At 70.4% G+C, this 26,452-nt stretch carries 19 protein-coding genes, 1 tRNA gene and 2 CRISPR repeat arrays (1 of these 22 cut by a window edge); of the genes, 5 read left to right on the top strand and 15 right to left on the bottom strand.

Annotated features, from left to right (window positions below; genetic code table 11):
* A CRISPR array of direct repeats spans window positions 1-1,019; the repeat unit is 29 nt; unit sequence GGGACCAACCCCGCACGCGCGGGGACCAC (it extends 2,364 nt beyond the left edge of the window).
* Window positions 1,020-1,188: 169 nt separating this feature from the next.
* The 11 genes from cas2e to ACFYY1_RS11565 all read right to left on the bottom strand — a co-directional run bounded on the left by cas2e (window position 1,189) and on the right by ACFYY1_RS11565 (window position 16,521).
* Window positions 1,189-1,551 carry a type I-E CRISPR-associated endoribonuclease Cas2e gene (gene cas2e / locus ACFYY1_RS11615; RefSeq protein ID WP_388583594.1) on the bottom strand — a complete coding sequence of 121 codons (363 nt, stop codon included), beginning with the start codon at window positions 1,549-1,551 and terminating at the stop codon, window positions 1,189-1,191.
* Window positions 1,548-2,507 carry a type I-E CRISPR-associated endonuclease Cas1e gene (cas1e, locus tag ACFYY1_RS11610; protein WP_388583592.1) on the bottom strand — a complete coding sequence of 320 codons (960 nt, stop codon included), beginning with the start codon at window positions 2,505-2,507 and terminating at the stop codon, window positions 1,548-1,550. Before cas1e ends, cas2e begins: the two co-directional genes overlap by 4 nt.
* The gene (cas6e, locus tag ACFYY1_RS11605) at window positions 2,504-3,229 is read right to left on the bottom strand and encodes a type I-E CRISPR-associated protein Cas6/Cse3/CasE (protein ID WP_388583590.1); all 726 of its coding nucleotides are present in this window, start codon (window positions 3,227-3,229) and stop codon (window positions 2,504-2,506) included. Before cas6e ends, cas1e begins: the two co-directional genes overlap by 4 nt.
* The gene (gene cas5e, locus ACFYY1_RS11600) at window positions 3,229-3,981 is read right to left on the bottom strand and encodes a type I-E CRISPR-associated protein Cas5/CasD (RefSeq protein WP_388583588.1); all 753 of its coding nucleotides are present in this window, start codon (window positions 3,979-3,981) and stop codon (window positions 3,229-3,231) included. The genes cas6e and cas5e overlap by 1 nt, the downstream gene beginning before the upstream one ends.
* A complete protein-coding gene (gene cas7e, locus ACFYY1_RS11595) occupies window positions 3,978-5,216 on the bottom strand; it encodes a type I-E CRISPR-associated protein Cas7/Cse4/CasC (RefSeq protein WP_388583586.1) in 1,239 nt (412 codons plus the stop codon). Before cas7e ends, cas5e begins: the two co-directional genes overlap by 4 nt.
* A 145-nt stretch (window positions 5,217-5,361) precedes the next feature.
* On the bottom strand, window positions 5,362-6,114 hold the full coding sequence (casB, locus tag ACFYY1_RS11590) for a type I-E CRISPR-associated protein Cse2/CasB (protein ID WP_388583584.1): 753 nt from the start codon (window positions 6,112-6,114) through the stop codon (window positions 5,362-5,364).
* Window positions 6,111-10,781 (bottom strand): type I-E CRISPR-associated protein Cse1/CasA, encoded by a 4,671-nt coding sequence (casA, locus tag ACFYY1_RS11585; protein WP_388583583.1) that lies wholly within the window; start codon window positions 10,779-10,781, stop codon window positions 6,111-6,113. The genes casB and casA overlap by 4 nt, the downstream gene beginning before the upstream one ends.
* 99 nt (window positions 10,782-10,880) lie before the next feature.
* Window positions 10,881-13,534: direct repeats of the CRISPR family, unit length 29 nt; unit sequence GGGACCAACCCCGCATGCGCGGGGACCAC.
* A 1,291-nt stretch (window positions 13,535-14,825) separates the two neighbouring features.
* Window positions 14,826-14,913: transfer RNA gene (locus ACFYY1_RS11580), tRNA-Ser, on the bottom strand.
* A 45-nt stretch (window positions 14,914-14,958) separates the two neighbouring features.
* The gene (gene tadA, locus ACFYY1_RS11575) at window positions 14,959-15,387 is read right to left on the bottom strand and encodes a tRNA adenosine(34) deaminase TadA (protein ID WP_388584659.1); all 429 of its coding nucleotides are present in this window, start codon (window positions 15,385-15,387) and stop codon (window positions 14,959-14,961) included.
* A 57-nt stretch (window positions 15,388-15,444) separates the two neighbouring features.
* A complete protein-coding gene (locus tag ACFYY1_RS11570) occupies window positions 15,445-16,029 on the bottom strand; it encodes a hypothetical protein (RefSeq protein WP_388583581.1) in 585 nt (194 codons plus the stop codon).
* Between the two features lie 255 nt (window positions 16,030-16,284).
* Window positions 16,285-16,521, bottom strand: a complete 237-nt coding sequence (locus ACFYY1_RS11565; RefSeq protein WP_388583579.1) for a hypothetical protein — start codon at window positions 16,519-16,521, stop codon at window positions 16,285-16,287.
* Between the two features lie 103 nt (window positions 16,522-16,624).
* Between ACFYY1_RS11565 and upp the strand changes: the two genes are divergently transcribed.
* Window positions 16,625-17,260: a uracil phosphoribosyltransferase gene (gene upp / locus ACFYY1_RS11560; RefSeq protein WP_266731152.1), complete on the top strand. Its 636-nt coding sequence runs from the start codon at window positions 16,625-16,627 to the stop codon at window positions 17,258-17,260.
* A 39-nt stretch (window positions 17,261-17,299) separates the two neighbouring features.
* Here the strand turns inward: upp and ACFYY1_RS11555 are convergent, their stop codons facing one another.
* Both ACFYY1_RS11555 and ACFYY1_RS11550 read right to left on the bottom strand, forming a co-directional pair.
* Entirely contained in the window at window positions 17,300-17,896 is a 597-nt protein-coding gene (locus tag ACFYY1_RS11555) for a LytR C-terminal domain-containing protein (protein WP_388584657.1), read from the bottom strand.
* A gap of 224 nt (window positions 17,897-18,120) precedes the next feature.
* A complete protein-coding gene (locus ACFYY1_RS11550; RefSeq protein ID WP_072488263.1) occupies window positions 18,121-18,417 on the bottom strand; it encodes a type II toxin-antitoxin system VapB family antitoxin in 297 nt (98 codons plus the stop codon).
* Between the two features lie 102 nt (window positions 18,418-18,519).
* Between ACFYY1_RS11550 and ACFYY1_RS11545 the strand changes: the two genes are divergently transcribed.
* A complete protein-coding gene (locus tag ACFYY1_RS11545) occupies window positions 18,520-20,160 on the top strand; it encodes a helicase HerA-like domain-containing protein (protein ID WP_388583577.1) in 1,641 nt (546 codons plus the stop codon).
* Window positions 20,161-20,176: 16 nt separating this feature from the next.
* On the opposite strand, the gene ACFYY1_RS11540 is transcribed toward ACFYY1_RS11545, so the two are convergent.
* Window positions 20,177-20,824: an HhH-GPD-type base excision DNA repair protein gene (locus ACFYY1_RS11540; RefSeq protein WP_388583575.1), complete on the bottom strand. Its 648-nt coding sequence runs from the start codon at window positions 20,822-20,824 to the stop codon at window positions 20,177-20,179.
* 216 nt (window positions 20,825-21,040) lie between these two features.
* Between ACFYY1_RS11540 and ACFYY1_RS11535 the strand changes: the two genes are divergently transcribed.
* Window positions 21,041-21,859, top strand: coding sequence for a DUF4157 domain-containing protein (locus tag ACFYY1_RS11535; protein WP_388583573.1), 819 nt, complete (start codon window positions 21,041-21,043; stop codon window positions 21,857-21,859).
* Window positions 21,860-21,934: 75 nt separating this feature from the next.
* Here ACFYY1_RS11535 and ACFYY1_RS11530 read toward each other — a convergent pair whose 3' ends face one another.
* Entirely contained in the window at window positions 21,935-23,257 is a 1,323-nt protein-coding gene (locus tag ACFYY1_RS11530; protein ID WP_388583571.1) for a hypothetical protein, read from the bottom strand.
* 210 nt (window positions 23,258-23,467) lie between these two features.
* Here ACFYY1_RS11530 and ACFYY1_RS11525 point away from each other — a divergent pair, with 210 nt between their 5' ends.
* Both ACFYY1_RS11525 and ACFYY1_RS11520 read left to right on the top strand, forming a co-directional pair.
* Window positions 23,468-24,094: a response regulator transcription factor gene (locus ACFYY1_RS11525; RefSeq protein ID WP_388583569.1), complete on the top strand. Its 627-nt coding sequence runs from the start codon at window positions 23,468-23,470 to the stop codon at window positions 24,092-24,094.
* Between the two features lie 178 nt (window positions 24,095-24,272).
* Window positions 24,273-26,366 (top strand): VWA domain-containing protein, encoded by a 2,094-nt coding sequence (locus ACFYY1_RS11520; RefSeq protein ID WP_388583568.1) that lies wholly within the window; start codon window positions 24,273-24,275, stop codon window positions 26,364-26,366.
* Window positions 26,367-26,452: the final 86 nt, after the last annotated feature.

The following is a 26,452-nucleotide window of genomic DNA, read 5'->3' as shown; positions in this document are numbered from 1 at the left end:
ACTTCGGGCATTCCGGGACCAACCCCGCACGCGCGGGGACCACTACGCCGCGGTGCTGGGCGGTGAGGTCCGCGAGGGACCAACCCCGCACGCGCGGGGACCACGGGGCGGGGCGTGGACTTCCAGTCATCGTCGAGGGACCAACCCCGCACGCGCGGGGACCACTTAAGCAGAACTACGGTGTTCAGCATGGGAACGGGACCAACCCCGCACGCGCGGGGACCACTCCTGGGCGATGCCGAGCGCCTTGATGAGCTTGGGACCAACCCCGCACGCGCGGGGACCACGGTCTCCTCGAACGGGACACCTGCGGCGCCGAGGGACCAACCCCGCACGCGCGGGGACCACCTCGGCGTCCCTCACCCAGAGGAGCCCACCATGGGACCAACCCCGCACGCGCGGGGACCACGTCGTGTCGTTGAACGTGATGCTCTGGATCATGGGACCAACCCCGCACGCGCGGGGACCACCCGGTACCAGTCCTCCTGGACGTGGTAGCCGTGGGACCAACCCCGCACGCGCGGGGACCACCTCCGATGACGTTCGCTCCCCGTACCTGGGTCGGGACCAACCCCGCACGCGCGGGGACCACCGCGGAGCGCGTCGTTGCGGCTCATGGGTCCAGGGACCAACCCCGCACGCGCGGGGACCACCCCGTCGCGTGCGGCGACGACGTGTTCGCCGCGGGACCAACCCCGCACGCGCGGGGACCACTCACCGACGAGCCCGCGGCAGACTCCGACCCCGGGACCAACCCCGCACGCGCGGGGACCACTCCAGCTCCTTAAGGCGCTTACGGAGGTTCTCGGGACCAACCCCGCACGCGCGGGGACCACTCGGTCCCCTTCGGGTCGACGTGCCCGGCACGGGGACCAACCCCGCACGCGCGGGGACCACTGCAGCTTCCGCAGCCGCAGCCTGTCGTACTCGGGACCAACCCCGCACGCGCGGGGACCACCCGGTGCCCGAGCTGGGCGGTCGTCGTGCCGGGGGACCAACCCCGCACGCGCGGGGACCACAGTAATTGACCTGGGGTTTTATGCGGGAAGGGCGCGGCTTTTACTTACTTCCTTGGAAGCGGGCAAAGTTGCCTTTTCTCTCTTTCTGGGTGGTACGGGAGTACCATCTCATTTCGCCCCGCGCTGTGGTCGCTCTACATCCCAGCCAAGCCGCACAACGCGTTGCCGCCTACCGGCCGCCGTATTTTCTCCGCTTCGAAGCCTTGCTCCAGCCCTGCCGAGGGAGTCCGGACGGCTTATGCACGGCGCGTGGCGCCCCGGGGTTCGGGCGGCGGATCAGGGTGAGGCCCTCGTGGTCGGTCGGGTGCCAGGCGTGGTCGTGGGTTTCGAAGGTGTAACCCTGTTCGTTGTTCGTCTGGTACGCGAGCAGCGCTCGCCCCTCGCCCGCGTACTGGCGGACCTCGTCCCACAGGGCCTCACGGATACGTGCCGATGGTGCGCCCAGAAAGACCCCCGGTGAGATCTCCAGCAGCCAGCGCGTGAGGAACCCTCGGAGGCCGACGGGGCAGTTGGTGAGAACGATGACGGTCACCAGATGATCTCATCCCCGTAGTTGCGACCGCTTTCGACGTGACGGTCACCGTCGGACTGGAGGGTGACCCGGTCCTGGGACGTGCCGTTCTCCTCTTCCGTACTGCGGCTGCCGTCGTAGCCGAGCAGATCCTTGATGTCCCGGACGCAGCGGTCGAGCAGGCCGGTTCGATTGATGTGGTCCCGGAGCATCCGACGGGTTCGCGTCGCCACGTCCTCCTCGCCCTCGGCTGCCGCGTCGAACGCGACGGGGATCGCGATCTCCGTCCGGTAGAAGTCCGCCACGTCCATGACGAACGACCGTTCGTGCCCGGAGTGGACGAAGCCCAGGCCCGGGGAACAACCGAGGGCCGCGACCACGGAGTGGGAGACCCCGTACATGCACTGGGCGGCGGCCGTGATGGCCTGGTTGGGCGCGTCTCCGGCCGAGAAGTCGTCGCGGTGGTACTCGCGCCGGCGCCAGGGCACGCCCGTACGCAACGACTCCCGTTTGTAGCAGTCCCTCAGGCGTCGGCCCTCCATGCCCAGCAGGTCTTGCCGGGTGCGGCCCGCGGTGTCCTCGCCGGGGAAGCGCAGGCGGTACATGGAGCGCGCCACGTCCAGCCGGGTGCGCCGGTTCGCCCAGGCGGTTGCCTGGGCCTCGATCAGGCCCGAGGAACGCGTCAGAGCCCGCCCGCCCGCGTAATACCGCACGCCGTGTTCGCCCACCCAGGCCACGCCGGCACCGGATTCACCGAGAAGAGCCATCGCCTGGTGGGTGACACGGGTACCCGGACCGAGCAGCAGTGTGCCGATGGTCGCGGACGGAATGTGCGTGATGCCGTCCACGTCCTCCGCGGTGATCGCGTTGGAGTCCCGGTGCACGGTGCAACGCTCCAGGTAGACGAAGGAGAGACGCTCTTTGACCCTGGTGAGTTCGCGTGGCGAGGAGGCTCCTCTGCGGCCGACTGTGCTCACGCCGCCTCCCGTACCGGGGCCAGGGTCATCAGGCCGCAGCCGTACGCCTTCGCCTTGCCCATGCCGTGGGTGAGCGTGCGACGGAAGAGGTCCGGCTCCGTGACGCGCAGGCGGCCGTCGAAGGTGACCTTTGTGATCTGTACGTCGCCCCTGCGGGCTTCCGTCGGGGAACGGCGGAACTGCAGCGGGGTCTGGTCGCGGACCATCAGCTCGTACTCATCGCCCTCGGGGAGGAGTCGACGCTCCACCGGCTTCTGGACGATCTCGAAGCCGGCGTCCTTCTGCCGTTTCAACAGCCAGTCCATCTGGTGACGGGGCGTCTTGTGCGCGGCGCGCTTCGTCCGCTCGCCTGCCTTGACGTACTCGTGGCGGATGTTGTGCACGGGGTTGGCGGTGAGCCTGAACCCCCAGGTGTCGCCCGGCTGGAGAGCGGCGAGGAAGTCCTCGTACGCGAACGTCGTCCAGCCCGGCTCCTCCGAGGCCGGCCAGCCGGCTTGGTCGACCAGCCCGGACAGGTCGGGACGGGTGGGGCTGACGATGTACAGCAGCGTCTCGGAGCTTCCGTTGCGGTCCACCCGCCACAGCACCCGAGGGCCGGATCCGTCCCGGGACGGCGGCGTGGGGAAGGACATGTTCACCGCCCCGTGCGTGCGGTGGGGCGAACCGAGCAGCCGCCGGGCATCGGATCGTCCGGTGTTCACGCGAAAACGGGTGAGGTACATCAGTCGGTCCTCGGTGTGACGGGCGTGAGCAGGGCAGTGGGTTCATGGGGCGGGGGAGGCGGTGATCCGGGGCCCACAGGTACGGAGACCTGGAGCGTCCGGACGCCGCGCAGCCCGTATCGCCGGTGACGCGGATCGAAGCTGACTGGGAGATCGCGCAGCGTGACATCAGGCCGGACCTCGGGCGGGCTGTCCAGCAGCAGATCCAGATGCACCGCATCGGACGGCGTTCCGCCTCTGCGCCGGAGGGACGCCGCGCGGCGCTCCCGGTATCGTCCGGACGCTTCCCATCCCGCCTCGCGCAAGGCCTGCTCAAGGTCCTTGTCCAGCGGTTCCCCGATCGTGATCGGCTCCGAGGGCGGGCAGGAGCGGCGCCCCAGGTACGGGAGGAAGACGGGCTCCAGCAGCGCCTCGTACAGCCGTTGCACGAGCGCCGCATCGCCGCTCACGCCCGCCACGAACACGGCGTCCGTCAGGTAGAAGCGCTCCGACAGCGGCATGGCCTTGAGCGTGTCGCTGTGATGCGCCGTCTGGAAGTCCCGCAGCCGGGTGCCCGGCTGATCGATGCGGACCCCGAACTCCAGCTCCGCCAGATCGGAGAGGTCGGCATCCCGCCTGCGCCCCTGGGCCGCGGCGAGGAGCCCGACGACTCCGCTCTTCGTCGGTGCGTTCTCGGTGGTGCGGCGCACGAAGCGGGCCGCGGACCCCCAGGACTGCAAGGGGCCCGCCAGCCGCATCAGCAGCACACTCATGCCCCGGGCTCCGCCGCAGCCCCGTCCCGACCGGCGGACGCCGTCTCCGGTGCCAGCCTGGCGACCACGTTGTCCCCCACGGCGGCCAGCAGCTCGGACAGGCTCACCTCGGCGCCCAGCCCGCCGAGCGCGCTCGTCTCGTCGCCCACTCGCAGCACCCAGCCCTGCCCGTTCCCGGCGAGTCCGTACCGGTCTTCCAGATCCGGTACGAACTTGGCGAGCCGCTCGCAGGCAGTCTGGAGGAAGCCACCGCTCTTCCCCATCGGGACCGGTCGCTCGAAAGCCCCGACGTAGCTGATCGGCCGTCTGGAACGGACCTTCACGATGACGGCGGCCGGCAGCGTCTGATTGCCGAAGGTGTTGATCTTCCCGGTCGGGAGCGAGGTGATGAAGCCTTCGAGGAACGCGGTGACCGCTCGCCGCGTGGGCTCCACCGGCCGGTCCTCGTCGTCTCCGCCACTGCCCAGGTTCTCCTGGAGCCGGTTCACGTCGACGGCCGCGTACCGGTACAGAGTCGCGGAGTTGAAGTCGACCGTGCCGATCATTCCGGCACCCGGCTCGGCGGCCGTGTTCCTGTCGTCGACCGCCGTGTAGTAGTCCGACTCGACTTCCACGGGGTGCACACTCAGCGCGTGGGCGACCTGCACGGCCGCGTCCACGCTCAGGTCGGCCGAATCCGCGACCATGCGTCCGAACAGCGCGATGTCCACCGAGTGCTCGGTGTCGGCCGCCTGCTTGGCCCGGTCCTTGTTCGCCTTGACCTTGAGGAACTCCTTGAGCGCGGACACATCGCCGCCCTTGCCCCCTTCGACCGCGAGAGCGGCCAGGGCGTTGAACTGCCGGTCGCTCAGGAACATGAGGTACCCGGATTCCCCGGCGAGATCCTCGGCATCGTCCTTGTTCTTGCGCTTGGGCACGGCGATCTTCGAGCCGGTCGCCGTGGAGATCGTCTCCGCGGCCAGCTCCAGTGCGGCGGCGCGTGTCAGCGACGTGTCGAGTGCCTGGACGCGCCCCGCAAGCTCCTCCGCGACCTTCTTGGTACGGATGCCCAGTTCGGACTTGTCGAGCAGCTCGGTGAACGTCGCTCGGGTGGCCCGCTTCCACGCCTGGCTGGACACCCGGGAACGCTGTACACCGCCGTACGTGGCTGACTTCGGCGCGCCCGTGTCGTCGCGGTTCAGATTGCTCGGCGGGACGGTCTGGAGGATGTGGATGTCAAGAATCAACCTGGACACGCGTGTTCAAGTCCTCTGTTCGGTAGGGCGGTACATGGAGCGGAGGGTGGTTCACCGAGGTAGGGGTGGTTCACCGAGGTGGGGGTGGTTCACCGAGGTGGGGGTGGTTCGCCGAGGTGCGGTGAAGGCGGCGATGGCAGGGGCGTCACTCCCCAGCCGCGTACCCGCTGTACGTTCCCACCTCGTCCGCGCCCAACTGCGGGTCGATCGCGTCGTCCCCCTCGGAGCCGGGGGCCTTGCCTCTCCTGGCGCGAGGAGCGATGGCGGCCAGGTGGAATTCGCGCCCCCACTCGCGTTGCACGCCGGCACGTTCGGGCCGGTGCTGCCACCGGTAGAGCTGACCGGCCAGGCGCCCGTAGTCGAGGGGGAGGGGATCCGGCGCGGTCCGCAGCAGCAGCACGATCTCCCTGAGCCGCACGGCCACGGAATCGAGCGACTCGGCCGTACCGACGCGGACCAGCCGTTTGCGCAGCGGCGATTCCTCGTCGTCCGTGCCCGGTGAGTCCTTCAGCCGGATCAGCGCGCGGACCGCGCCGCCAAGGGTGTGATCCTTGGCGTGCATGCCCCGGTCGCGGCGGGACTGCTGGTGCAGTGCCCACAACGTCGACGCGAGAAAGACCGCCTCCTCGGCGTCCTCGGGGCGGTCGGATCTGTGTCCTTCCCCGAGCAGCGCGGCGAGATTGTCCAGAGCGCCGACCCCCCACAGGTCCTGAACCTGGTGTGCCCTCTTTCCCGCACCACGCCGCAGCCGGGCGAGATCCGCCACGGCCGCCGATTCGTCCTTGAGGAACCGGGGCTGAAGCCGCGCGATGTACGTATGTGTCGCCTGTTCGACCAGTTTCTGAAGCGGTGGTTCCTGCGTCTGCTCGCCCGGTCGTCGGTCCGAAGCGGTGGTCATGAGACTCCCCCTGGAGGGTTGTCGTCGGGATGAGGATCGGCGGACGGGTCCGGCTGCGGGGCCGGCGGTGGCGGTTCGGGTGGCTTCGGCAGCACCTTGTTGATCCGGGTCCGGAACCACAGATCCGCGCGCGAGCTGTCGATCCAGCGCTTCCCGACTCCGGGCAGCTCCACCACCCGGCCTTCCGCTGCCGCCCGGCCCGCGCCGTCGAGAAGTTCCCGGCCGAGGTCGAGAACGACGCGACGGGCGTCGGCCTGCCACGCGGCACGCGCGGCGTCCGGGTCCGCTTCCTTCGCGAGGTTCACCAGCCAGCGCCGGTACGGTCCGTCGAGTGCCCCGAACCCCAGATCGCGCGCGGTGTTCGTGGCCGGACCGGGCGGCGAACCCGCCGCGCGGGCGAGATTCCCGGCCAGGTGTCCCAGCGCCGACACGGCCCGCTCCGCGTCCGTCACCGCGCCCACCGCCGCCGCGCCGTGCAGAGGGCGGTGCTCGTGGAGCAGAACGACCGGCAGGGTGACCCCGTCGTCGACCACCTCGTCCACCACGGACTGCTGCGTCCCGTACACCGCGCCGACGAGCCGGGTCCGGACCAGCGACTTCTCCGGCAGAACGCCCTCGTTGCAGAGCATCGACAGCCACCGCACCACACCGGACGGCTTGCTCTCGTCCGTACCCCGGCCCGATGCCCCGGTGTCCTCCCCCTGCGCGTACAGCAGGCTCGCCAGACCGCGCCAGGCGGCCCGGCTCGGATCGTGCTGACGGGGCAGGTAGACCAGCGGGCGGCCCAGTTTCTTCTCCTGCGCCCGGCTGCGCCGCCAACCGGTCATGGGTTCCGCCTTCCACCGATTGGCGGGCGCGAGCGGATCGCCGTAGCCGAGGACGACCCCCGTGACGTCATCGCCCTCGGTGTGCAGAAGCAGCCGCCGGGACTGCCAGGTGTAGAGGTCACGCGGACCGGCGGGCCGGGGTACGGACGGGTCGTCCTCCAGCACCCCGGGGCCGGGCGGTGTCTCGCGGCGCCAGACCGGGAGGTCGGCCCCACGGCCCGCCGCCGAATCCAGGATGTCTTCCTGTGTCGGGATCAGGTTCAGCAGCAGCGTCTCGCGCAGCGTGCTCCCCTCGGCCTGGACGCCACCGAGCGCGCCCGCCCAACCGACCCCCTGGGGGTAGACCTTCCCGCCCTTGGCCCGGTCGTCGCCCTCCATCCCGGACTTGATGCCGGACGAGTCGTAGGCATGGGTGTGCACCAGCCACCGGGCAGCCTCGGCAAGGCTCAGCCGGTCCACACCCGGCCGGCGCATCGAGAAGAACGCCTCCCCGTTCGGTACGTCGGCGACGATCCGGTTCAGCGGTGCGATCTCGTGTTTCGTCGTGTGCAATCCGGCGACCTGGAAGAACGGGCGCTCGGGGTGGAGCAGGTCGAAGCGCTCACGGTGACGGTCGAGGTAGTCCGCGACGACGGCGAGGGACTTCTCGTCGCGCCACAGCTCCTCCCAGTCCTCCAGCTCGGCCGGGGCACCGGATCTCCCGCCCTCCGCCTCGTCGAACGCGTCGTACGTGATTGCCAGCAGCAGCCGCAGCAGGGCGAACTCCTGCGTGGGCAGATCGCCCACCAGCCGCCGCAGCGTGTGGGCCTGCGCGAAGGCATCCGTCAGCGACAACTCATCCGTGGTGCCGTCTTCACGCTGTACGGGCAGCCAGGGCCGGGAGACCAGGTCGAATGAGGGCATCATCGGATCGAGCCCCTTGTCTCCGCGCGTGCCGACGGAACCCACCCGGAGTCCGTCGTCGGCGCTGTAGTGGATTTCCAAGCCTGACAGGTGGGTCTGACAACGCTCGTCGAGTACGAGCAGCAACTCACCCGCCAGCCAGGGGCATTCCTTCACCTGCCAGGCCGGAATGACGAACCGCTCCAGCTCGGAAATGGTCCGATCGATCACTCCTGGATGTGTCAGGGAGCGAGGCAGCGTCAGCGCGCTCGCGGCAACCGCCTCCGCGGCCCGGCGTACCGGAGGCGCGTGCTCCGGGAGGTCCAGCCCGCCGCGCCCGCCGTCGAGCCAGCCCACGGTGGTCAGCCGGCCGTCGTCCCGCCGTTGGACGACGAGTACCTCAAGGGTCTCCTCGCTGTCCCGTACCTGGGCCCGTCCGGTGCGGCTGTCGTCGGCGTCGCCGGCATTGCCGTCCAGCCAGCCGATGACAGCCCGCCCGGCCCGCCGTACCGGAGCGAGCCGGAACGCGTCCGCGCGCACCCGTTTCTCCGCGAGCTGTTTCAGGTACTTCCGCCGGGCGTCGGCCAGCACGGGTGTCCAGTGGTCCGGCCCGACCGGTCGATCGTCGTAGGCGGCCTGCACCAGCGGGCTGATGTGGTCGGGCAGCACCAAAGGGGTGCCGTCGAGGTGCGGGCCCAGCACGGCGAGCGACCGGAGGAGGGTATGTGCCCCCTGGTACACGGCAAGGGAGCCGCGTACCGGTACCGGCAGGTCGGCGCCCCAGTCCTCCACTCCCGTCACCAGACAACGGGCCTTGGCCAGGAGCGGCGGACGCGTACGGGGATGGCGGTGCAGTCGCCCCATGCGTTGGAGCATCAGGTCCACGGGCGCCAGGTCCGTTACCAGGAGGTCGAAGTCGATGTCGAGCGACTGCTCGACGACCTGGCTGGCCACGACGATGTGCGGCCCGGCGGGCCGGTCGCCGCCGGGCCCGAACCGTTCGCGTAGATCCGTGTCCTTGCGGGCCCGGTCGGCGGCGAGGAACCGGGAATGGGCAACGGTCACGGCCTCCGAGCCGAAGCGCTCCCGCAGATACGCGGCGGCCTCCAGTACCCGGTCGACGGTGTTGCGTACGACCAGCGCGCAGCCACCGTCCCGCAGCTCGCGCTCCAACCGCGCCGCCAGCGCCGGAAGGCTGTCGTCGAGTCGTTCTACGGTCACTTCGGTGCGGCGCCCCGAGGCCGGCTCGGGCCGAGCGGTGTGGACGACGCCTCCGGGCGCCACGGCGGTGATCAACGGATAGGCGTCATCCGGGAGATGCAGCGCATCGGCCAGCTCGGCCGTCTCCTCCCCGGCATAGGCGGCGGCCAACTCCCGGCGTCTCAACGCCGGAAGGGTCGCGGAGAGCATCACCACCGGAACCCGGTAGGCGGCCAGCCACTCCAGTACCCGGTCGAGATAGGTGTTCATGTATGCGTCGTAGGCGTGTACTTCGTCGATCACGACGACCTTGCCCGCGACGGCCAGATGCCGGAGCGCCAGATGCCGGCTCTTCAGCCCCGCGAAGAGCACCTGGTCGATGGTGCCCACCGCGAAGGAGGCGAGCAGCGCCTTCTTGCGTCCGCGCAGCCACTGGTGGGCGTGCAGCTCGGCCGGGTGGGCGGGATCTGCCGTGCCAGGACTTGAGATCTCCTCGCAACCGTCCAGTTCGACGGCGGCGATCGTGCGGTTTCCCGCCTTCGTCATCCCGGCCCATACCTCGTTGAGCGCGGCCTTCGCATGGGCGAGGACGACGGACAGCGGCCCGTCCGAGGGCAGATGCTCCAGCCAGCTCAGCAGCCGGGGAAACATGGCGTCGCCGGTGGCCCGCGTCGGCAGCGCGACCAGACAGCCTCCCGCACCGGTGCGGGCCGCCAGGATCTCCGCCGCCGCGAACGCCGCCTCGGTCTTGCCCTCGCCCATCGGCGCCTCGATGATCAACAGCCCGGAGCCGGGCATGCTCCGAGCCATCCGTACGGCTTCTTCCTGTACGGGCCTGATGCGGGCGCCGTCCGGCAGGTCGAAACGGTCTCGGAACAGCTCCTCCGCGCTCTGCTCCGGCGCTTCCGGCCGCCACGGTCCGGGGAGATCCAGCCCTGCCCAGGCGGCATCGAGCCGCCGGGCCTCACCGTCCTTCCCTCCCGACGACGACCAGGACGAGGGGTCGTACGGGAACAGCTCGGAGGAGCTGGCGATCCAGTCGGAGACGATCACGATCGCCGTCAGCACGACCTGGACGGTCTGCGGCAGGCGCACGGACTGCCATTCCGCCAGCCGCCCCTCCACCCCGGCTCGCCGCGCGCAAGCGTCCAGCAGCTCGTACTGCACCGAGCGCCAGGCAGCCTCGCTCTCCCCCTGCGTCCGCAACAGCCGGGGGTGCAGCCCGAGATCGTGAATCTGCTGGTGATCCGGCGGCGTCCCGTGATGTCCGCCGGCCACGACGGCGAACTGCCCGGAGGCCCGCCCGCCCCAGCCGAACCGCTCGGCCAGCCACTCCTGCATGAGCAACTGCCCGGCCAGCCCGTGCGGGGCCATGCGACGGTCATCGCCGAACTGCTTCTGGTCCGGCATGTCGAGCCCGGCCCGCCGCATCCGGTGGGCGAGCCCCTCCACCTGACACGCGAAGGCGGGCGTCGCCTTGCCGATGTCGTGCACGCACGCGAGGTATACCGCGAGTCGTCGTGCATCTGCCGCACCTTGGGGGAGTTGCTCGGCGACGAGCGCCTTCACGTTCTCGGGCACCCACGAGTCCCACAACCGGCCGGCGACTGCGGCGCTGTCAGCCATGTGGCGCCACAAGGGGAGCCACTCCTCGGTCGCCCGGTCGTGCTTGCCCCAGGCTGTCCGCGCTGCGGGGGACAACTTGTTGTAAGCCGTGGGGACTTCGGGGTGGTCATGGCGCATGGGTGTATTTGACATGGGTGGGTGGTGTTCATGTGTCGGATTCTGAAAGAGATCTGTAGTGAGCGTTTTCGACTGAATGGAGTTAATAAGTGATCAGCTTTCTGGGTGATGGTTTCGGGCAACCCCGCATGCGCGGGGACCACCGGAGGTGAGTGACGGTGGCGCAGCGGCTGACGGGACCAACCCCGCATGCGCGGGGACCACCGCCTGTCCACGGAGCTGGAGGCGAGCGGGCCGGGACCAACCCCGCATGCGCGGGGACCACCTCGCCCGTGAACAGCGCGAGCATGAAGCCTCGGGACCAACCCCGCATGCGCGGGGACCACTACTCCCAGAACTGCTTGGCGAACACGTTGGCGGGACCAACCCCGCATGCGCGGGGACCACGAGTAGTTCAGGAGCGATTCGACGGCGGCGCGGGGACCAACCCCGCATGCGCGGGGACCACCTGAAGCCGGTCGGGTCCAAGACGCCCCGCAGGGGACCAACCCCGCATGCGCGGGGACCACCGCTACGAAGAGGGGACTGACGGGCGAGGACTGGGACCAACCCCGCATGCGCGGGGACCACCGCGTACGAGGGCGAGACCCGCCGCAGCGGCGGGGACCAACCCCGCATGCGCGGGGACCACCGCAGCTGCTGCAAGCCATGATCTCCCCTTCAGGGACCAACCCCGCATGCGCGGGGACCACAACTCGGTGTCGTTGTACGACACAAGGAAGCGGACCAACCCCGCATGCGCGGGGACCACAACTACCGGCACCTCGACAAGGGGCCCAAGCCGGGACCAACCCCGCATGCGCGGGGACCACACCGCCATGGGTGAGGCGGTCGGCCTGCTGTGGGGACCAACCCCGCATGCGCGGGGACCACACGACCTGTGCGCGGAACGGCCTCAGGAGGCTGGGACCAACCCCGCATGCGCGGGGACCACAAGGACCCGGACGTGGAGGACGGCGAGGTCTGGGGACCAACCCCGCATGCGCGGGGACCACAGCGGGCAGGTTTCGCAGATGCTGGCCGCGTCGGGACCAACCCCGCATGCGCGGGGACCACCCTGGCCTCGGGGGCCGCGGGTACAGGATGGAGGGACCAACCCCGCATGCGCGGGGACCACCGACGTGGCGGAGGTCGTGGGGATCACGCGCGGGGACCAACCCCGCATGCGCGGGGACCACAGCACAGGCTGGTCGGCCGGGGAGTCGATCAGGGGACCAACCCCGCATGCGCGGGGACCACGGCGTACGGCATGGGGTCATCCTCCCGGTTGGGGGACCAACCCCGCATGCGCGGGGACCACATCGCCCACGAGATCCGCATCCGGCAGGAGCTGGGACCAACCCCGCATGCGCGGGGACCACCGTGCCCCCTCGGGCCAACTGTCCGGGTCACCGGGGGACCAACCCCGCATGCGCGGGGACCACATCTACTCGAAAGCGGCAAATTCGTTCGGCGAGGGACCAACCCCGCATGCGCGGGGACCACTGCTCTATCGGGCGAGGTAATCGAGCGCGCGGGGGACCAACCCCGCATGCGCGGGGACCACTGCTCTATCGGGCGAGGTAATCGAGCGCGCGGGGGACCAACCCCGCATGCGCGGGGACCACCACTGGCCTGGTCGATGAGCTGGTCCACGGCGGGGACCAACCCCGCATGCGCGGGGACCACCGGTCGTCGCGGATCGTGAACGCGTCGGGGACGGGACCAACCCCGCATGCGCGGGGACCACTACCTGCCGGTGTCGGCCGGTACCAGCATCCGGGGACCAACCCCGCATGCGCGGGGACCACCACATGGGGCTGGACCCGACCAACTACACCTGGGGACCAACCCCGCATGCGCGGGGACCACCAGCTTGGGCCGCGGCGTTCCCGGCCGCCGAGAGGACCAACCCCGCATGCGCGGGGACCACCCGAAGAAGAACGCCGTGGATGGCAACGCGCGGGGACCAACCCCGCATGCGCGGGGACCACGCGACGTCTTCATGATCTTCGACAAGCCGTTGGGGACCAACCCCGCATGCGCGGGGACCACACGCAGCGCGGGACCGGCGCCGCACCGGGCCGGGGACCAACCCCGCATGCGCGGGGACCACGGCCGTGACGCCGACGGGACGCCGCTCGCCCCGGGACCAACCCCGCATGCGCGGGGACCACCACCTGTCGGCCGAAGTTGCCGCGGCGCCAGTGGGACCAACCCCGCATGCGCGGGGACCACACGGCCGGCCCGGCTGCTGGCCCGCGCGACCGGGGACCAACCCCGCATGCGCGGGGACCACGAGGCGGGGCTCGCCAGGCGTGGTCTGGTCGAGGGACCAACCCCGCATGCGCGGGGACCACTAGAACGCGTTCATCCGGGCCGCCACACCACGGGGACCAACCCCGCATGCGCGGGGACCACACCACCACCGTTACCCCTGCGCAGCTACCGCGGGGACCAACCCCGCATGCGCGGGGACCACCTGGGGGACCAAGACGCAGGAGGCGTACGACGCGGGACCAACCCCGCATGCGCGGGGACCACTCCGGTGGTCTCTGTGTCCAGGGCCACCGGTTCGGGACCAACCCCGCATGCGCGGGGACCACCCCGCGCTGGGCGCCGTCCAGTACATGCGCAAGGGACCAACCCCGCATGCGCGGGGACCACCGCGCCGCGCACACCGACGCCCTCCGCGCCTGGGGACCAACCCCGCATGCGCGGGGACCACTGGCTCTGACCTGCGGTTTTGCTGATCGTCGGGGGACCAACCCCGCATGCGCGGGGACCACAGTTGCTGACCTGCTCGTTTATTCCGGGGTGGCCCTGTTTTCACTCACTTCTTGAGATTCGGGCATATCGCCGCGTATTTGTGTCTTCGATTTTCCGAGCAAGTTCAGGCTGGGGCGCGCGAGACCAACGGCCAAAGCGTCGGCCATCGTGGACAGGGCGTCGCGGTCAAAAAGTGAGGCCCGCCCGCTCGGTGCCTTGCCTTCTCTGGCAGGGACGGTCCGGCTGTCGATGATTCCGCACTCCATGCAGTCGGACCGAGTGCCGGACGCGTTGGACTTCCACCATGTCACAAGCAAGCCCGAAGCATTGCGAACGACAGGGCTCGTGATCATTTCTGATCCCTGATCTCTCTGACCATATGCACGGCTCGTCGACGGACTGTCCCGCAGCACGGAACTGCTGGATTGCGTCCTGGTACACGGCAACGAGGACGGAAAGACGCCCATCCGGCCTACGCATGGCACTGCGGTCGACGGAAGCGCATGGACGGTGTTCGTCGGCCGGTCGGACGGTGCGGGTAGGTGGTTGAGCTGGGCGTACACGAATCGGGTGCGCAGGGCAGCTTCACCAGTGATCGTCCACTCGCGTGCCTTCTCACTGGCGAAGACCCCGTCCGAGCCTGGCCCGCTGGCAGCCCGGATGCGGATTCACCGTCCTGTCAGTGGGCCCGCCGCCAGTGCAGCCCGGCAGGCGTTCCTGGCCAGAGCATCAGGAGGGCACCGGCTGCTAGCCGCGCTCTCCGCGAGGGGTCACCAGTACCAGTACCAGTACCAGGATCACCGTAACTGCCCCTGCTGGGGTAGGTGAGGTGTGCGTTGCCGGAATCGGGAGCCATGTGGTGAGCAGAGAGTGAGCGAGATCGATGAGCGGGAGTGGCGGCATGAGGACTCCTGGGTGCGAGGGTGGTGCATGGCATGGGCCCGAGGCCCGCAAGGGCCTCGCGGGATGCCGTGCAACTGGTCAGCTGTCCGGCTACGCCCAGTAGAACGGGTGGCGCTGCCCAGGGGTTACGGGCCGTTGCAGAATTCTTGTTCTGCTGAGATGGGCTCGGATTCCCATTTCGTGACCGTGCACCGTGTTCTCCCCAGTTTCTTTGGGTCGGACATTCCCACCCCACCCTGCCGTGCTCAAGCCCCGCATGCGCGGGGACCAACGTGCACACTGTTCGCCCCAAGGGGCACCCCCGCACACGCGAGGATCAAGGAGGATCGGCGTCGCTTCGGCACGGTAGTCCTGGTGACGCGCGAACGCCCTCCCGTACTGCGTTTCCGCAGTTCGGGAGGGCGTCGATGGCGGTAGCGGAGGGATTTGAACCCTCGGTGAGTCTCCCCACACTCGCTTTCGAGGCGAGCTCCTTCGGCCGCTCGGACACGCTACCGAGAGAGAGCTTAGACCATGGCGGGCCGTGGAAAGAAATCGGTTCTCAGGGGGCGCGGAAGAAGGACGTCAGGACGCTCGCGCACTCCTGCTCCAGGACGCCGTGGATGACCTCGGGGCGGTGGTTCAGGCGGCGGTCGCGTACGACGTCCCAGAGGGAGCCCGCCGCGCCCGCCTTCTCGTCGCGGGCGCCGTAGACGACCCGGTCCACGCGGGACTGGACCAGGGCGCCGGCGCACATCGTGCAGGGTTCCAGGGTGACGACCAGGGTGCAGCCGGTCAGGCGCCACTGTCCGAGGGCGGCTGCCGCCCTGCGGACGGCGAGGACCTCGGCGTGGGCGGTCGGGTCGCCGGTGGCCTCGCGTTCGTTGTGGCCCGTGGCGAGCGGGGCGCCGTCCGGGCCGAGCACGACGGCGCCGACCGGCACATCGCCGGCCGCCGCCGCCAGCTCGGCCTCGGCCAGGGCACGGCGCATGTGCGCCCGCCACGGGTCTCTCACGGGGTCGTGCGGTGGTTCGCTCACCCGCGGACCCTAACGGACGGTCTCCAGGACCTCGGCCGCGCCCAGCGCGTCCGCGATCTCTGCCATGGCGTCCGTGCGCAGCATCAGGAGTTCGGCCTCGGGGAGTCCGAGGTCGGCCAGGATCCGGGTGTCGCCGAGCGGGCCCGCCGGTACGGCGTCGGCGTCGAAGCCGTCGTCATCGTTGTCGTCGGTGTCGGTGTCGGTGTCGGTGTCGGTGTTGTCGTTGTCGGGGGTGGTGTCCGGGTCGCCGTCCTCCGGGTCGTCGAGGCCGACGAGCTCTTCGAGGGCGGCGATCGTGTCCTCGGCCCCGGGTTCGCGGCCGAGCAGTTCGTCGGTGAGCAGGATCTCCCCGTACGAGGAGCGTGCTGCGGCGGTGGCGTCGGAGACGAAGATCCGGGGATCGTCCTCGCCGTCCACCCGGACGACGCCGAACCAGGCGTCCTCCTGTTCGATGAAGACGAGCACCGTGTCCTCGTCCACCGAGGCCTCACGGGCCAGATCCGTCAGGTCGGACAGGGTCTCCACATCGTCGAGCTCCGTGTCGCTCGCTTCCCACCCGTCTTCGGTGCGCGCGAGCAGTGCGGCGAAGTACACCGTGACTCTCCCACTGGTCTTAGGGGTGTCGGTCCGGCGGGAGGGCAGTCGGTGCTCCGGCTGTCCTGGGTCCCGCCCATCGGAATCGTGGCAGAAACAAGGGCTTCGCGAGAGGAGTTCGGCCGCTGAGTCGGCCATCAGTTCTGCCGGACGCCGCCACCAGGGGGATGCCGGGTGCTGTCTCCGGGAAATGCCGGGGGCTGTTGCCGGGGAATGCCGGGTGCCGTCCCCGGGGGTGTCGGGGGCGGCCGCGGGCTACCAGCGGAAGGTGCGCATGCGCATGGCCTGGCGCATCCGGGCCGCCCTGGCGCGGCGGGGCTGCACCCGGTCGCGGAGGGCCTTCGCCTCGTGGAGCTCGCGCAGGAACTGGGCGCGCCGCCTGCGGCGGGACGCGTCGGTCTCCTCCGGATCCTGCTGGATCCGTGCGTCCTGCTCGTCCCGCAGGCCCGGCGCGTCCCGCTGGTCCTGCTTCCGCTTTTCCCCGTCCGGCATCGGCTCATCACCCCAAGGCTGGGTCCGTATGCCCCCACCTTCCCCCCGAACATGCGGTTGATGCCAGCGCACGGGTGCGGGAGGCACGGTTACTGTTGAGCCCATGCGGATCCACGTCGTCGACCACCCACTGGTCGCGCACAAGCTCACCACCCTGCGCGACAAGCGCACCGACTCCCCGACCTTCCGGCGGCTCGCCGACGAGCTGGTCACCCTGCTCGCCTACGAGGCCACCCGGGACGTGCGCACCGAGCAGGTCGACATCGAGACCCCGGTCACACCGACGACCGGCGTGAAGCTGTCGCACCCGCGGCCGCTGGTCGTGCCGATCCTGCGGGCCGGCCTCGGCATGCTCGACGGCATGGTGCGGCTGCTGCCGACCGCCGAGGTGGGCTTCCTGGGCATGATCCGCAACGAGGAGACGCTCCAGGCGGAGACGTACGCCACCCGGATGCCGGAGGACCTCTCGGGCCGCCAGGTGTACGTCCTGGACCCGATGCTGGCCACCGGCGGCACGCTGGTCGCGGCCATCCAGGAGCTGATCAAGCGCGGCGCGGACGACGTCACCGCGGTCGTGCTGCTCGCGGCGCCCGAGGGCGTCGAGGTGATGGAGCGCGAGCTGGCCGGTACGCCGGTGACCGTGGTCACCGCCTCGGTCGACGAGCGGCTCAACGAGAACGGCTACATCGTCCCCGGCCTCGGCGACGCGGGTGACCGGATGTACGGCACGGCCGACTAGGGCCCTTCGTGCACGGCTGCCGGGGCTCCCCGGCAGCCGTCAGCAGGACGAGGGCGCGGGGGCCGGCTTCGTCAGGGCGGCCAGGGCCGCGGCCGCCGACTGCGGCGTGTTGAACGTCTTGAACTTCGTACCGAGAATCAGATCGACGTCCGCCGTCCTGCGGGCGTCGGTCTTCGGCGTGGCGCCCACCAGTTGCGTGCCGAGGACCGGGAACGGGCCGTTCGTGGCCGAGGGGGCGCCCAGCAGCACTCCGGGGCCCGGGACCTTCTTGTCGTACGCGGCGGGGGCGTTGCCCACCTTGCCGATGGTGAAGCCGCGCTTCTTGAGCTCTTCGGCCGCCTTCTTGGCGAGCCCGCTGCGCGGTGTCGCGTTGTAGACGTTGACGGTGATCTTCGCGGGCTTCGGCAGCGCCTTCGCGGGTGCGGACGGCTTGGCGGTGGGGCAGTCCGTCTTGTGGTCGGCGGCGCTGGCCTTCCGGTCGCCGCCGGTGAAGACGTCGATGAGCTGCATCGTGCCCCATCCGGCCAGCCCGAGGGCGACCACGGAGGCGGTGGCAGCGAGGATCAGTTTGCCGCGACGCCGGGGGCGGCGCATCCGCGGGTACTTGTCGCCCGTGATGCGGTACTTTCCGCCCATGCCGGGGGGAGTGAGCATGCTCATGGGCGCAGCGTAGTGCGGCCCGGTGATGATGCCTACTAAATGATCAATGGATCGCACCCGTCCGAGTGTGAAAGCACCCGAACGAACCCCGTAGCGGCCCGCGGGTCGTACCGGGACGGGACGGTCCGTGGACGGGACGGTCCCTGGGAGGGGTCGTCCCTGGGTGGGGCGGTCAGGTCCGTGGACGGGACCCGCTTCGGTCAGCCGAGTTCGAGCACGCGGGCGTGGAGTACCTGGCGCTGCTGAAGCGCGGCGCGGACCGCGCGGTGCAGTCCGTCCTCCAGGTAGAGGTCGCCCTGCCACTTCACGACGTGCGCGAACAGGTCACCGTAGAACGTCGAATCCTCGGCGAGGAGGGTTTCGAGGTCCAGGTTGCCCTTGGTGGTCACCAGCTGATCGAGGCGGACCGGGCGCGGCGCGACATCCGCCCACTGCCGGGTGCTTTCCCGGCCGTGGTCGGGATAAGGCCGCCCATTTCCGATGCGCTTGAAGATCACACGGAAAGCCTACCGGGCAAGAGCCTCCAGGCGCAGCCATGGGACGGTACTGCGATCCTGGTAAAAACGCCGCAAATCCAGGCATTCCGGAATGGGGTCCTGATGAGTGACAGCGAGAACACGGCCGAAAGTGCCGGTGTGCTGCCGGAGCCGGCCCGGGAGATCGCTGCCGGGTACGCCGTTTCCGGGCCCGCCCTCGGTCTTGGCGCTCTGCTCTGGGACGGAATCTGCCTGCCGGACGCGCAGATCCGGATCCCACTGGCGATGCTCAACCGGCACGGACTGGTCGCGGGCGCCACCGGAACCGGAAAGACCAAGACGCTCCAGCTGATCGCCGAGCAGCTCTCGGCGGGCGGTGTGCCGGTCTTCCTCGCCGACATCAAGGGCGACGTCTCGGGCATCGCCGCCCCCGGCGCCCCCGGTGACCGGGTCGCCGAACGGGCCGGGCAGGTGGGGCAGGTGTGGGAGGCCGAGGGCTTCCCGTGCGAGTTCTACGCGCTCGGCGGCATCGGCCCCGGCATTCCGTTGCGCGCCACGGTCACCAGCTTCGGCCCCGTACTCCTGTCCAAGGTGCTGGAGCTCAACCAGACGCAGGAGCAGTCGCTCGGCCTGATCTTCCATTACGCCGACTCCAAGGGGCTGGAGTTGATCGATCTCAAGGACCTGCGGGCTGTGGTCGCCTTCCTCGTCTCGGACACCGGAAAGGCCGAACTCAAGGGGATCGGGGGGCTGTCCACGGCCACCGCCGGGGTGATCCTGCGGTCGGTCACCGCCTTCGAGCAGCAGGGTGCGGGCGACTTCTTCGGTGAACCGGAGTTCGACACCGCCGAGTTGCTGCGCCGGGCGCCGGACGGGCGCGGGCTGGTCTCCGTACTGGAGCTGGCGGCGGTGCAGGACAAGCCCCGGCTCTTCTCCACCTTCCTGATGTGGCTGCTCGCCGACCTCTTCCACGATCTGCCGGAGGTCGGTGACCTCGAAAAGCCGAAGCTCGTCTTCTTCTTCGACGAGGCGCATCTGCTCTTCGACGGGGCCTCGAAGGCGTTCCTGGAGTCGATCACCCGGACGGTACGGCTGATCCGCTCCAAGGGCGTCGGCATCTTCTTCGTCACGCAGACGCCCCGCGACGTGCCGGCGGAGGTGCTGGCGCAGCTCGGGAACCGGGTGCAGCACGCGCTGCGCGCTTTTACCCCGGACGATGCGAAGGCGCTGCGCTCGACGGCGAGAACATTCCCTCGTTCGCCGTACGACCTGGAGGAGTTGTTGACGCGGCTGGGCATCGGCGAGGCCGTGATCACGGTGCTGAGCGAGAACGGTGCGCCGACGCCGGTCGCGGCGACCCGGCTGCGGGCACCGCGGTCGTTGATGGGGCCGTGGCCGGCGGCGGAGCTCGAAGCGGCGGTGAAGGGGTCGTCGCTGTACGGGAGGTATGCGCAGGCGGTGGACCGGGAGTCGGCGTACGAGAAGCTGAGCGCCGGTCAGGAGGCGGAAGCGGAAGCGGAGGCGGCGAAGGCGGCGGCCAGGGCCGCGGAGGCCGCGGATCGGGCCGCGGTGGAGGAGGCGGTCCGTGGTGAGGGGGCGCGCGGGGCCGGGAAGGCGGGCGGGGCGGCGGCCGAGGAGGATGCCTCGCTGGTCGAGCAGGTGGTGGCGAGCGGGATGTTCCGGTCGCTGGCCAGGTCCGTCGGTACGCAGCTGGGCCGGGAGATCTCGCGGTCGCTCTTCGGTACGGCCCGCCGCAGGCGGTAGGGGGAGGAGGCGGGGGCTACTTTTCGGCGGCGCGTTTGGCGGCCTTGGCCGCCTGCTTCGCATGCTGCTTGTACGCGCGGACCTCGGCGAGCGAATCCGGGCCGGTGATGTCGGCGACCGACCGGTGCGAGCCGGCCTCGCCGTACGGTCCCGCCGCCTCCCGCCAGCCCTTCGGCCGGACCCCGAACTGCTTGCCCAGCAACGCCAGGAAGATCTGGGCCTTCTGGGTACCGAACCCGGGCAGCGCGTTCAGCCGTTTCCGCAGCTCGGCACCGTCGGAGACATCGCTCCACACCGCGCCGGCGTCGCCGTCGTACTCCGCCACCAGGTACTGGCACAGCTGCTGGACCCGCTTGGCCATGGAACCGGGATAGCGGTGCAGGGCGGGCTTCGTGGTGAAGAGTTCGGCGAAGGCCTCCGGGTCGTGAGCGGCGATCTCATGGGCGTCCAGATCGTCGCCGCCCATCCGCTGCGCCAGCGAGTACGGGCCGGAGAAGGCCCACTCCATCGGCACCTGCTGGTCCAGCAGCATGCCCACCAGCGCGGCGAGCGGACTGCGCGCGAGGAGCTCGTCCGCCTTCGGCTCCTGGGCGATCCGGAGGGTGGTGATGCCCTGGTCCTTCTCACTGCCCTTGCCGCTCCTGGCCACGTTGCTCTTGGTCATGCCACCGATCATCCCGACGGCGGTGCGGCCCGGCCACTCCACTGCCCGCCGGTGCAGCCGTTTGCCGTACGGACGCAGCGGCTGCCCGAAGGGGCAGCACCGGCTGCCCCCGGCCGGCGGGGTCCGGGCTGGACGGGGCAGTGGGGCGTCGTGAAGGTGGAGTGGTGAGGCCATCACGACGCGCCATCGACCGGGGCGCGGTCAGGGGAGATGATGATGCACGCACCGGAATGGGACCAGGAACACGACCACGACCACGAGCGGGATCACGGGCACGGGCATGAGCACGACGAGCCGGTGCACGCCTCGCGGGCGTCCGAGGGCCGGGAGCCGGCGGACACCCCGCACCTCTACCGTGCGGCGGCCACCGGGCGGCCCGATGTGGTCGGGGCCGGCGGCATGAGCGTGCTCCAACGGGCGGTCGGCAACAGCGCCGTGGGGTCGATGCTCCAGCGCAAGGAGGAGGAAGAGCGCTCCCCCGTGCACGACGTGGTCTCGTCGGGCGGCGGGCGGCCGCTGGACACCGACACCCGCGCCGACCTGGAGGGGCGGATGGGGGCGGACTTCTCCGACGTACGCATTCACACGGACTCCGCCGCGCACGAGTCCGCGAAGGGCGTGGGCGCCCACGCGTACACCGTCGGGAACAACGTGGTCTTCCAGCGGGACGCCTACGACCCGTCCACGCCGCAGGGCCGCACCACGCTGGCCCATGAGCTGACCCATGTGATCCAGCAGCGCAACGGCCCGGTGGACGGTACGGAGGCGGCGGGCGGGATCCGGGTGAGCGACCCCTCCGACCGGTTCGAGCGGGAGGCCGTCGCGAATGCCGACCGGGTGCTGTCGGACCCGGCTCCGGCGCCGGCCCCCGCTTCGGATTCGGCTCCCGCTTCGGCCGCCGCCCCGGGGCCGGGGGCGTCCGTGCAGCGGGCCGCGACGGAGGACGAGGACGAGCAACCGGCCGATGTGCAGGGCTCGTTCGTGCAGCGTGCGAAGGAAGGGGCCGAGGAGGAGGAAGAGGCTCCGCCGGAGTGAGGGAGGGGCGGGGTGGTGCTCCGGTGGGCGGTGCTCCGGTGGGCGGCGCCGACTGATGTGGGCCGCCCGGCCCCGTCAGTCCGCCGTGTCCGTCTTCATCGTGCCGCCGAGGAACAGCGACTCCGAGCACCGCGCGGGCGTCGGCGCGTTCACCGGCTTGCCGATCTTCCGGCAGTCCACGGTCATCGTGACCTTGCCCCCGGCGGGCACCAGGATCGGCGTGACGAAGTGGTAGTCCGAGTCCCGGAAGTTCTCCAGCGCCAGTCGGAGCACGGGCGCGTCCCGGCCCGAGGAGACCACGAGCGTTCCCGCGTCGCCCTGCGGGTTCTGGACCACGATGTCGGTCAGCTGGAACGTGTGTCCGGCGGGCACCTGGAGGGCCGTCGAGCTGTTCGACCCGCCGCCCACCGAGTCCCTGACCTGCACCTGCGCACTGGTCGGGGCGGCGGCCGACGCGTCGGAGTCCGCACCGGGGCTCGGTGAGGGGCTGGGCTTCGGCGAGCCTCCGTTCGCCCCGGAGGAGTCGCCCCCGCCCGACGACGCACCGGCCGAGGACCCCTTCTCGGGCGCCTTGCTCTTGTCGGCCGCGGCGGCGGACCGTACCGCGTCCGGGGTGATCGCCTCGCGGGCCGCCGACTTCACGGCCGGGCGCAGCAGCGCGTACCAGAGCCCCACCAGCGCGATCAGCAGAACGGCCGCGGTGATCAGCGCCCGGGGGAGCCAGCGCGGCAGGATCGGTTCCTGCTGGTACGTGCCGTCCACGACCACGGGTGCGACCGGGGCCTCGCCCTCGGCCACCTCCGGGGTGGCGACCAGCTGGAAGGGATGCGTGACCGGGATGCCGCGCCACACGCGCTTGGCGGGCCGGATCCGTACCTTCCCGAACTCCGCCCGGCCGGGCGCGATCACCAGGGAGTCCGCCGCGAACGAGACCCGTGCCCGCTCGGTGCCCGACTGGGCGCCCAGCCGCACGGTGAGGGGGGCGTTCCCCCGGTTGTCGACGGCGAGCTGATGCCTGCCGCGCCAGGCGCCGTGCGAACTGCGTGGTACCAGTTCGGCGGTCGTCTCGGTGAAGGGGAGTACGGTCACCCGCCCTTCGGGCACCACCGTGTCGCCCTGCTCGCTGGTGGGCACCACCCGTATCCCGAAGGGCGTCTCGCCCGCCGGTACGGTCGAGTCCCGGGGCGGGCGCAGTACGAGGGAAACCGTCTGCGAGTCGCCCGGATAGAGGGAGAGCGTCGCCGGCTCGACCGTCGACCAGGCGGCACAGGCGCCGACCACCTCGAAGCGGTACTCCTCGACGGTGCTGCCGGAGTTGAGGATCCGCAGGGGGAGGGCCGTCTCCTCGCCCGGTGCGGCAGTGACGGACGAATCGTCGAGGCTTGCCGTGAGACTCATAGGCGGCACCGTAGGTTCGCCGTCGAACGCCGACATCGGCCGTGAAGGAACACTTCCGGGCAGATTCTGTGCCCGGATCGGCCTTTTTGTTTCCCTGTAGGGATACGCGGGCATCTTTTGACCGCCTCAGACGAGTGAGGCATACGAAAACAGCCGTGCTGGTTGTGATCGACGTGACGCCATCGGCTGTTGCCCAGGGGGAGCATTGCCATGGAGCGCATCACTGTTGCATTACGGGCCCAGGATCCGATCTCGCAAGCAGGCGTGGCCAGCCAGTTGCGGACCCGGCCCGAGGTCAGCGTGACGGAGTGGGGGGAGGGCGACGTCTCTCCCCGGATCGTGGTCGTCGTCGTGGACACGGTCGACGAGGCGGTGTTGACGATGCTGCGCCACATCCAGCGCACCAGCACCTCACGCACCGTTCTGGTCACCACGGACATCGACGAGCAGAAGCTGGTGAGCGCCGCGGAGTGCGGTGTCGCCGGTGTGGTCAGGCGCTCCGAGGCGACTCCGGAGCATCTGGTGCAGGTCATCGGGACGGTGGCGCGGGGCGAGGGCCATCTCCCGTCCGACCTGCTGGGACGGCTGCTGGAGGAGGTGGGCCGCCTCCAGGGTCAGGTGCTCGGCCCGCGCGGGCTGCACTTCACCGGTCTCGCGGCGCGCGAGGTGGATGTGCTGAGGCTGGTCGCGGAGGGGTACGACACCGCGGACATCGCGACGAAGCTGGCCTACTCCGAGCGCACCATAAAGAACGTGCTGCACTCGGTGATGACCAGGCTGCAGTTGCGGAACCGGTCGCATGCGGTGGCGTACGCGATGCGGCAGGGGCTGATCTGAGCAGCCGACCCGCCCCGCAGCTCCGGTAGATCTCCTCGGTGCGCCCGCTGCCCCCGCTGCCCTTTCGGGCAGCGGGGGCTTCCCGGGGGTGTGACTCCCGCACCGCTGCGCGTCCGCCGCCGGTACAGGACCCTGACGTCCGGTGTGCCGGATCGGGCGAGGGTGGGGGAGGACTTCCGTGCGCTGGTACCAGCCGCTTCGGCGGGCGCCGCGGTCGCGGCGGGACGGATCGGCCCGGTCCCGGCCGTCCGCCTCGCGCCGCACCCTCACCGCGCTCCGGATCCCGGCCCTCGCCCTGCTTCTCATGGCCGGCGGCATCGCCCCCGGCTCGGCCGTCACATCCGATGAACCGACGGTCGCGGTGCCCGAACCCTGGGTCACGCCCGCCGAGTTCACCGACGCGGTGGACCCGGGCGGCTCCACGGGCGTGGACAAGCAGGTGCGTACGCCGGCGATCCCGCCGAGGCCGGACGTGGTCCTGCTGGTGGACGGCACGGGCAGCATGGGCGACCCGATCGGCGATGTACAGGACGGTCTGAAGGACATCACGGCGAAGGTCCTTGCACAGCAGCCGGATTCCCGCTTCGCGGTGGCCACCTACGGGGACGAGAAGGACGAACCGACGGCGGAGTTCGCCGTCCTCCAAGGGCTGACAACGAACCTGGACGACGTACAGAAGGGTGTCGGCAAGCTGGACACCTCCCGCGGATACAAGAGCAAGGGGCCGTCGGAGGACTGGATCTACGCGCTGTGGAAGGTGGCCAACGGCGCGGACGGCAGCACGGTCTTCCGCGAGGGCGCCAGTCCGGTCGTGGTCCTGGTGGGCGACGCGTCGAGCCACAACCCCAGCAACAAGATCCCCTACGAGGAAGCGGTGTTCGCGCTCCAGGACAAGGGGGTACGGGTCATCGCCGTCGATGTGACGACCGAGAACGGTGACGGGCTCAACGGCAACGGATACAAAAGCCCCAGCTACCAGGACCCGTATCACGAGCCCGACCAGGCCAAGCGGATCGCCGAGGCCACCAACGGCCGCATGCTGACCGGAATTCCCGGCGATGGTGTCACCGACGCCATCATCGAAGGTTTCAACAACCTTCCCACCAACGTGAGCTACCGCCTGGACAACTGCGATCCGCATCTGTCCGTCAGCCTCGACCCGCCCACCCAGCAGCTCACCAGCGGGGAGACCGCGCACTTCGCGGAGAACATCGACGTCTCCGCGGACGCCCCCCAGGGCACCCGGCTGAGCTGCACCGTCCAGTTCCTGATGGGCACCCAGGCCCCGGGCGCGGAAACGATCGGGCCGGCCGCGGCGGCCGACCCGGACTTCCAGGAGCAGATCAACATCGATGTGAACGACATCGACGCGCCGGTCGTCACCGTGGACGATCTGACCGTCCGGGCCAAGGACAAGCAGGGTGCGCGCGTGACGTACGCCGCCACCGCCCAGGACGCCACCGACGGCACGCTACCGGTGACCTGCACCCCTGCCTCCGGTTCGCTCTTCCCGGTCGGCCGCACCACGGTGACCTGCTCGGCGACGGACTCGGCGGGCAACACGGGGACGGACACGGCGGAGATCGAGGTCCTGGAGGCTCCCGTCCCGCCGTCGGCGGATGTGTCGATGAAGGTCGACGTCAGCCCCGACCGTACGTACACCGGCCGCCCGGCCCGTGCCCGCTTCGTGGTCACCAATGCCGGTCCGGACCCGGCGACCGGCGTGGTCATGGGCTCCGCCTGGCCCGAAACGTCCAAGGGTTCCAAGGGGAAGGACCGCAGCCTGTCTGCCCTGACCCGCTGCACGGCGGCGAAACCGTGCACCATTCCGGCCGGTGGCCGCATCGAGGTGACCCAGACCGGTACGTACCGCGCGGCGGTCACCGGGGACGTACGGGCCACCGTGCGCGGCACGCTGCCGGACCGCCGGAAGGCCAACAACCAGGACACCGACCGGCTGCGCGTCCTGAAACCCTCGCTGACCGTCACCCCGCAGGTCGCCAAGCCGGGCCAGCCGGTACTGGCCCGGGGCAAGGACTACCCGCCGGGCGCGACCGTACGTTTCACGTGGAACACCGGGATCACCCCCGGAGGGGCGACGGCCACGGTGGGCCGCGACGGCACCTTCGAGGTCCAGGTCCTGGTCCTGCGCAAGGACAAGCTCGGCCCGCGCGAGCTGCGGGCGGACTCTCGCGACCTCGCCCGGCTGAAGAAACCGGTCCTGGTGGTGCAGCGGAATCTCCAGCCACCGGACTTCGCGGGCCGCGCATGAGCGCCGGTGACCGCCCGGCCGGTGACCGCGTGGCTGGTGGCCGCAGGGCTGATGACCGCAGGGCCGGTGGCCGCATGGCCGGCGAC

It is taken from the genome of Streptomyces sp. NPDC001890 (assembly GCF_042891445.1).
Lineage (GTDB): Bacteria > Actinomycetota > Actinomycetes > Streptomycetales > Streptomycetaceae > Streptomyces.
This window is presented reverse-complemented; position numbering and strand designations above follow the sequence as displayed.

Excerpts from the sequence above, each read along its gene's own strand:
- casB (WP_388583584.1), bottom strand. The coding sequence starts at position 6,114 with ATGACCACCGCTTCGGACCGACGACCGGGCGAGCAGACGCAGGAACCA.
- ACFYY1_RS11530 (WP_388583571.1), bottom strand. The coding sequence starts at position 23,257 with ATGAGTCTCACGGCAAGCCTCGACGATTCGTCCGTCACTGCCGCACCG.
- ACFYY1_RS11565 (WP_388583579.1), bottom strand. The coding sequence starts at position 16,521 with ATGCCGGACGGGGAAAAGCGGAAGCAGGACCAGCGGGACGCGCCGGGC.
- tadA (WP_388584659.1), bottom strand. The coding sequence starts at position 15,387 with ATGCGCCGTGCCCTGGCCGAGGCCGAGCTGGCGGCGGCGGCCGGCGAT.
- casA (WP_388583583.1), bottom strand. The coding sequence starts at position 10,781 with ATGTCAAATACACCCATGCGCCATGACCACCCCGAAGTCCCCACGGCT.
- ACFYY1_RS11540 (WP_388583575.1), bottom strand. The coding sequence starts at position 20,824 with ATGACCAAGAGCAACGTGGCCAGGAGCGGCAAGGGCAGTGAGAAGGAC.
- ACFYY1_RS11535 (WP_388583573.1), top strand. The coding sequence starts at position 21,041 with ATGCACGCACCGGAATGGGACCAGGAACACGACCACGACCACGAGCGG.
- cas6e (WP_388583590.1), bottom strand. The coding sequence starts at position 3,229 with ATGTACCTCACCCGTTTTCGCGTGAACACCGGACGATCCGATGCCCGG.
- upp (WP_266731152.1), top strand. The coding sequence starts at position 16,625 with ATGCGGATCCACGTCGTCGACCACCCACTGGTCGCGCACAAGCTCACC.
- ACFYY1_RS11525 (WP_388583569.1), top strand. The coding sequence starts at position 23,468 with ATGGAGCGCATCACTGTTGCATTACGGGCCCAGGATCCGATCTCGCAA.
- ACFYY1_RS11555 (WP_388584657.1), bottom strand. The coding sequence starts at position 17,896 with ATGGGCGGAAAGTACCGCATCACGGGCGACAAGTACCCGCGGATGCGC.
- cas5e (WP_388583588.1), bottom strand. The coding sequence starts at position 3,981 with ATGAGTGTGCTGCTGATGCGGCTGGCGGGCCCCTTGCAGTCCTGGGGG.
- ACFYY1_RS11545 (WP_388583577.1), top strand. The coding sequence starts at position 18,520 with ATGAGTGACAGCGAGAACACGGCCGAAAGTGCCGGTGTGCTGCCGGAG.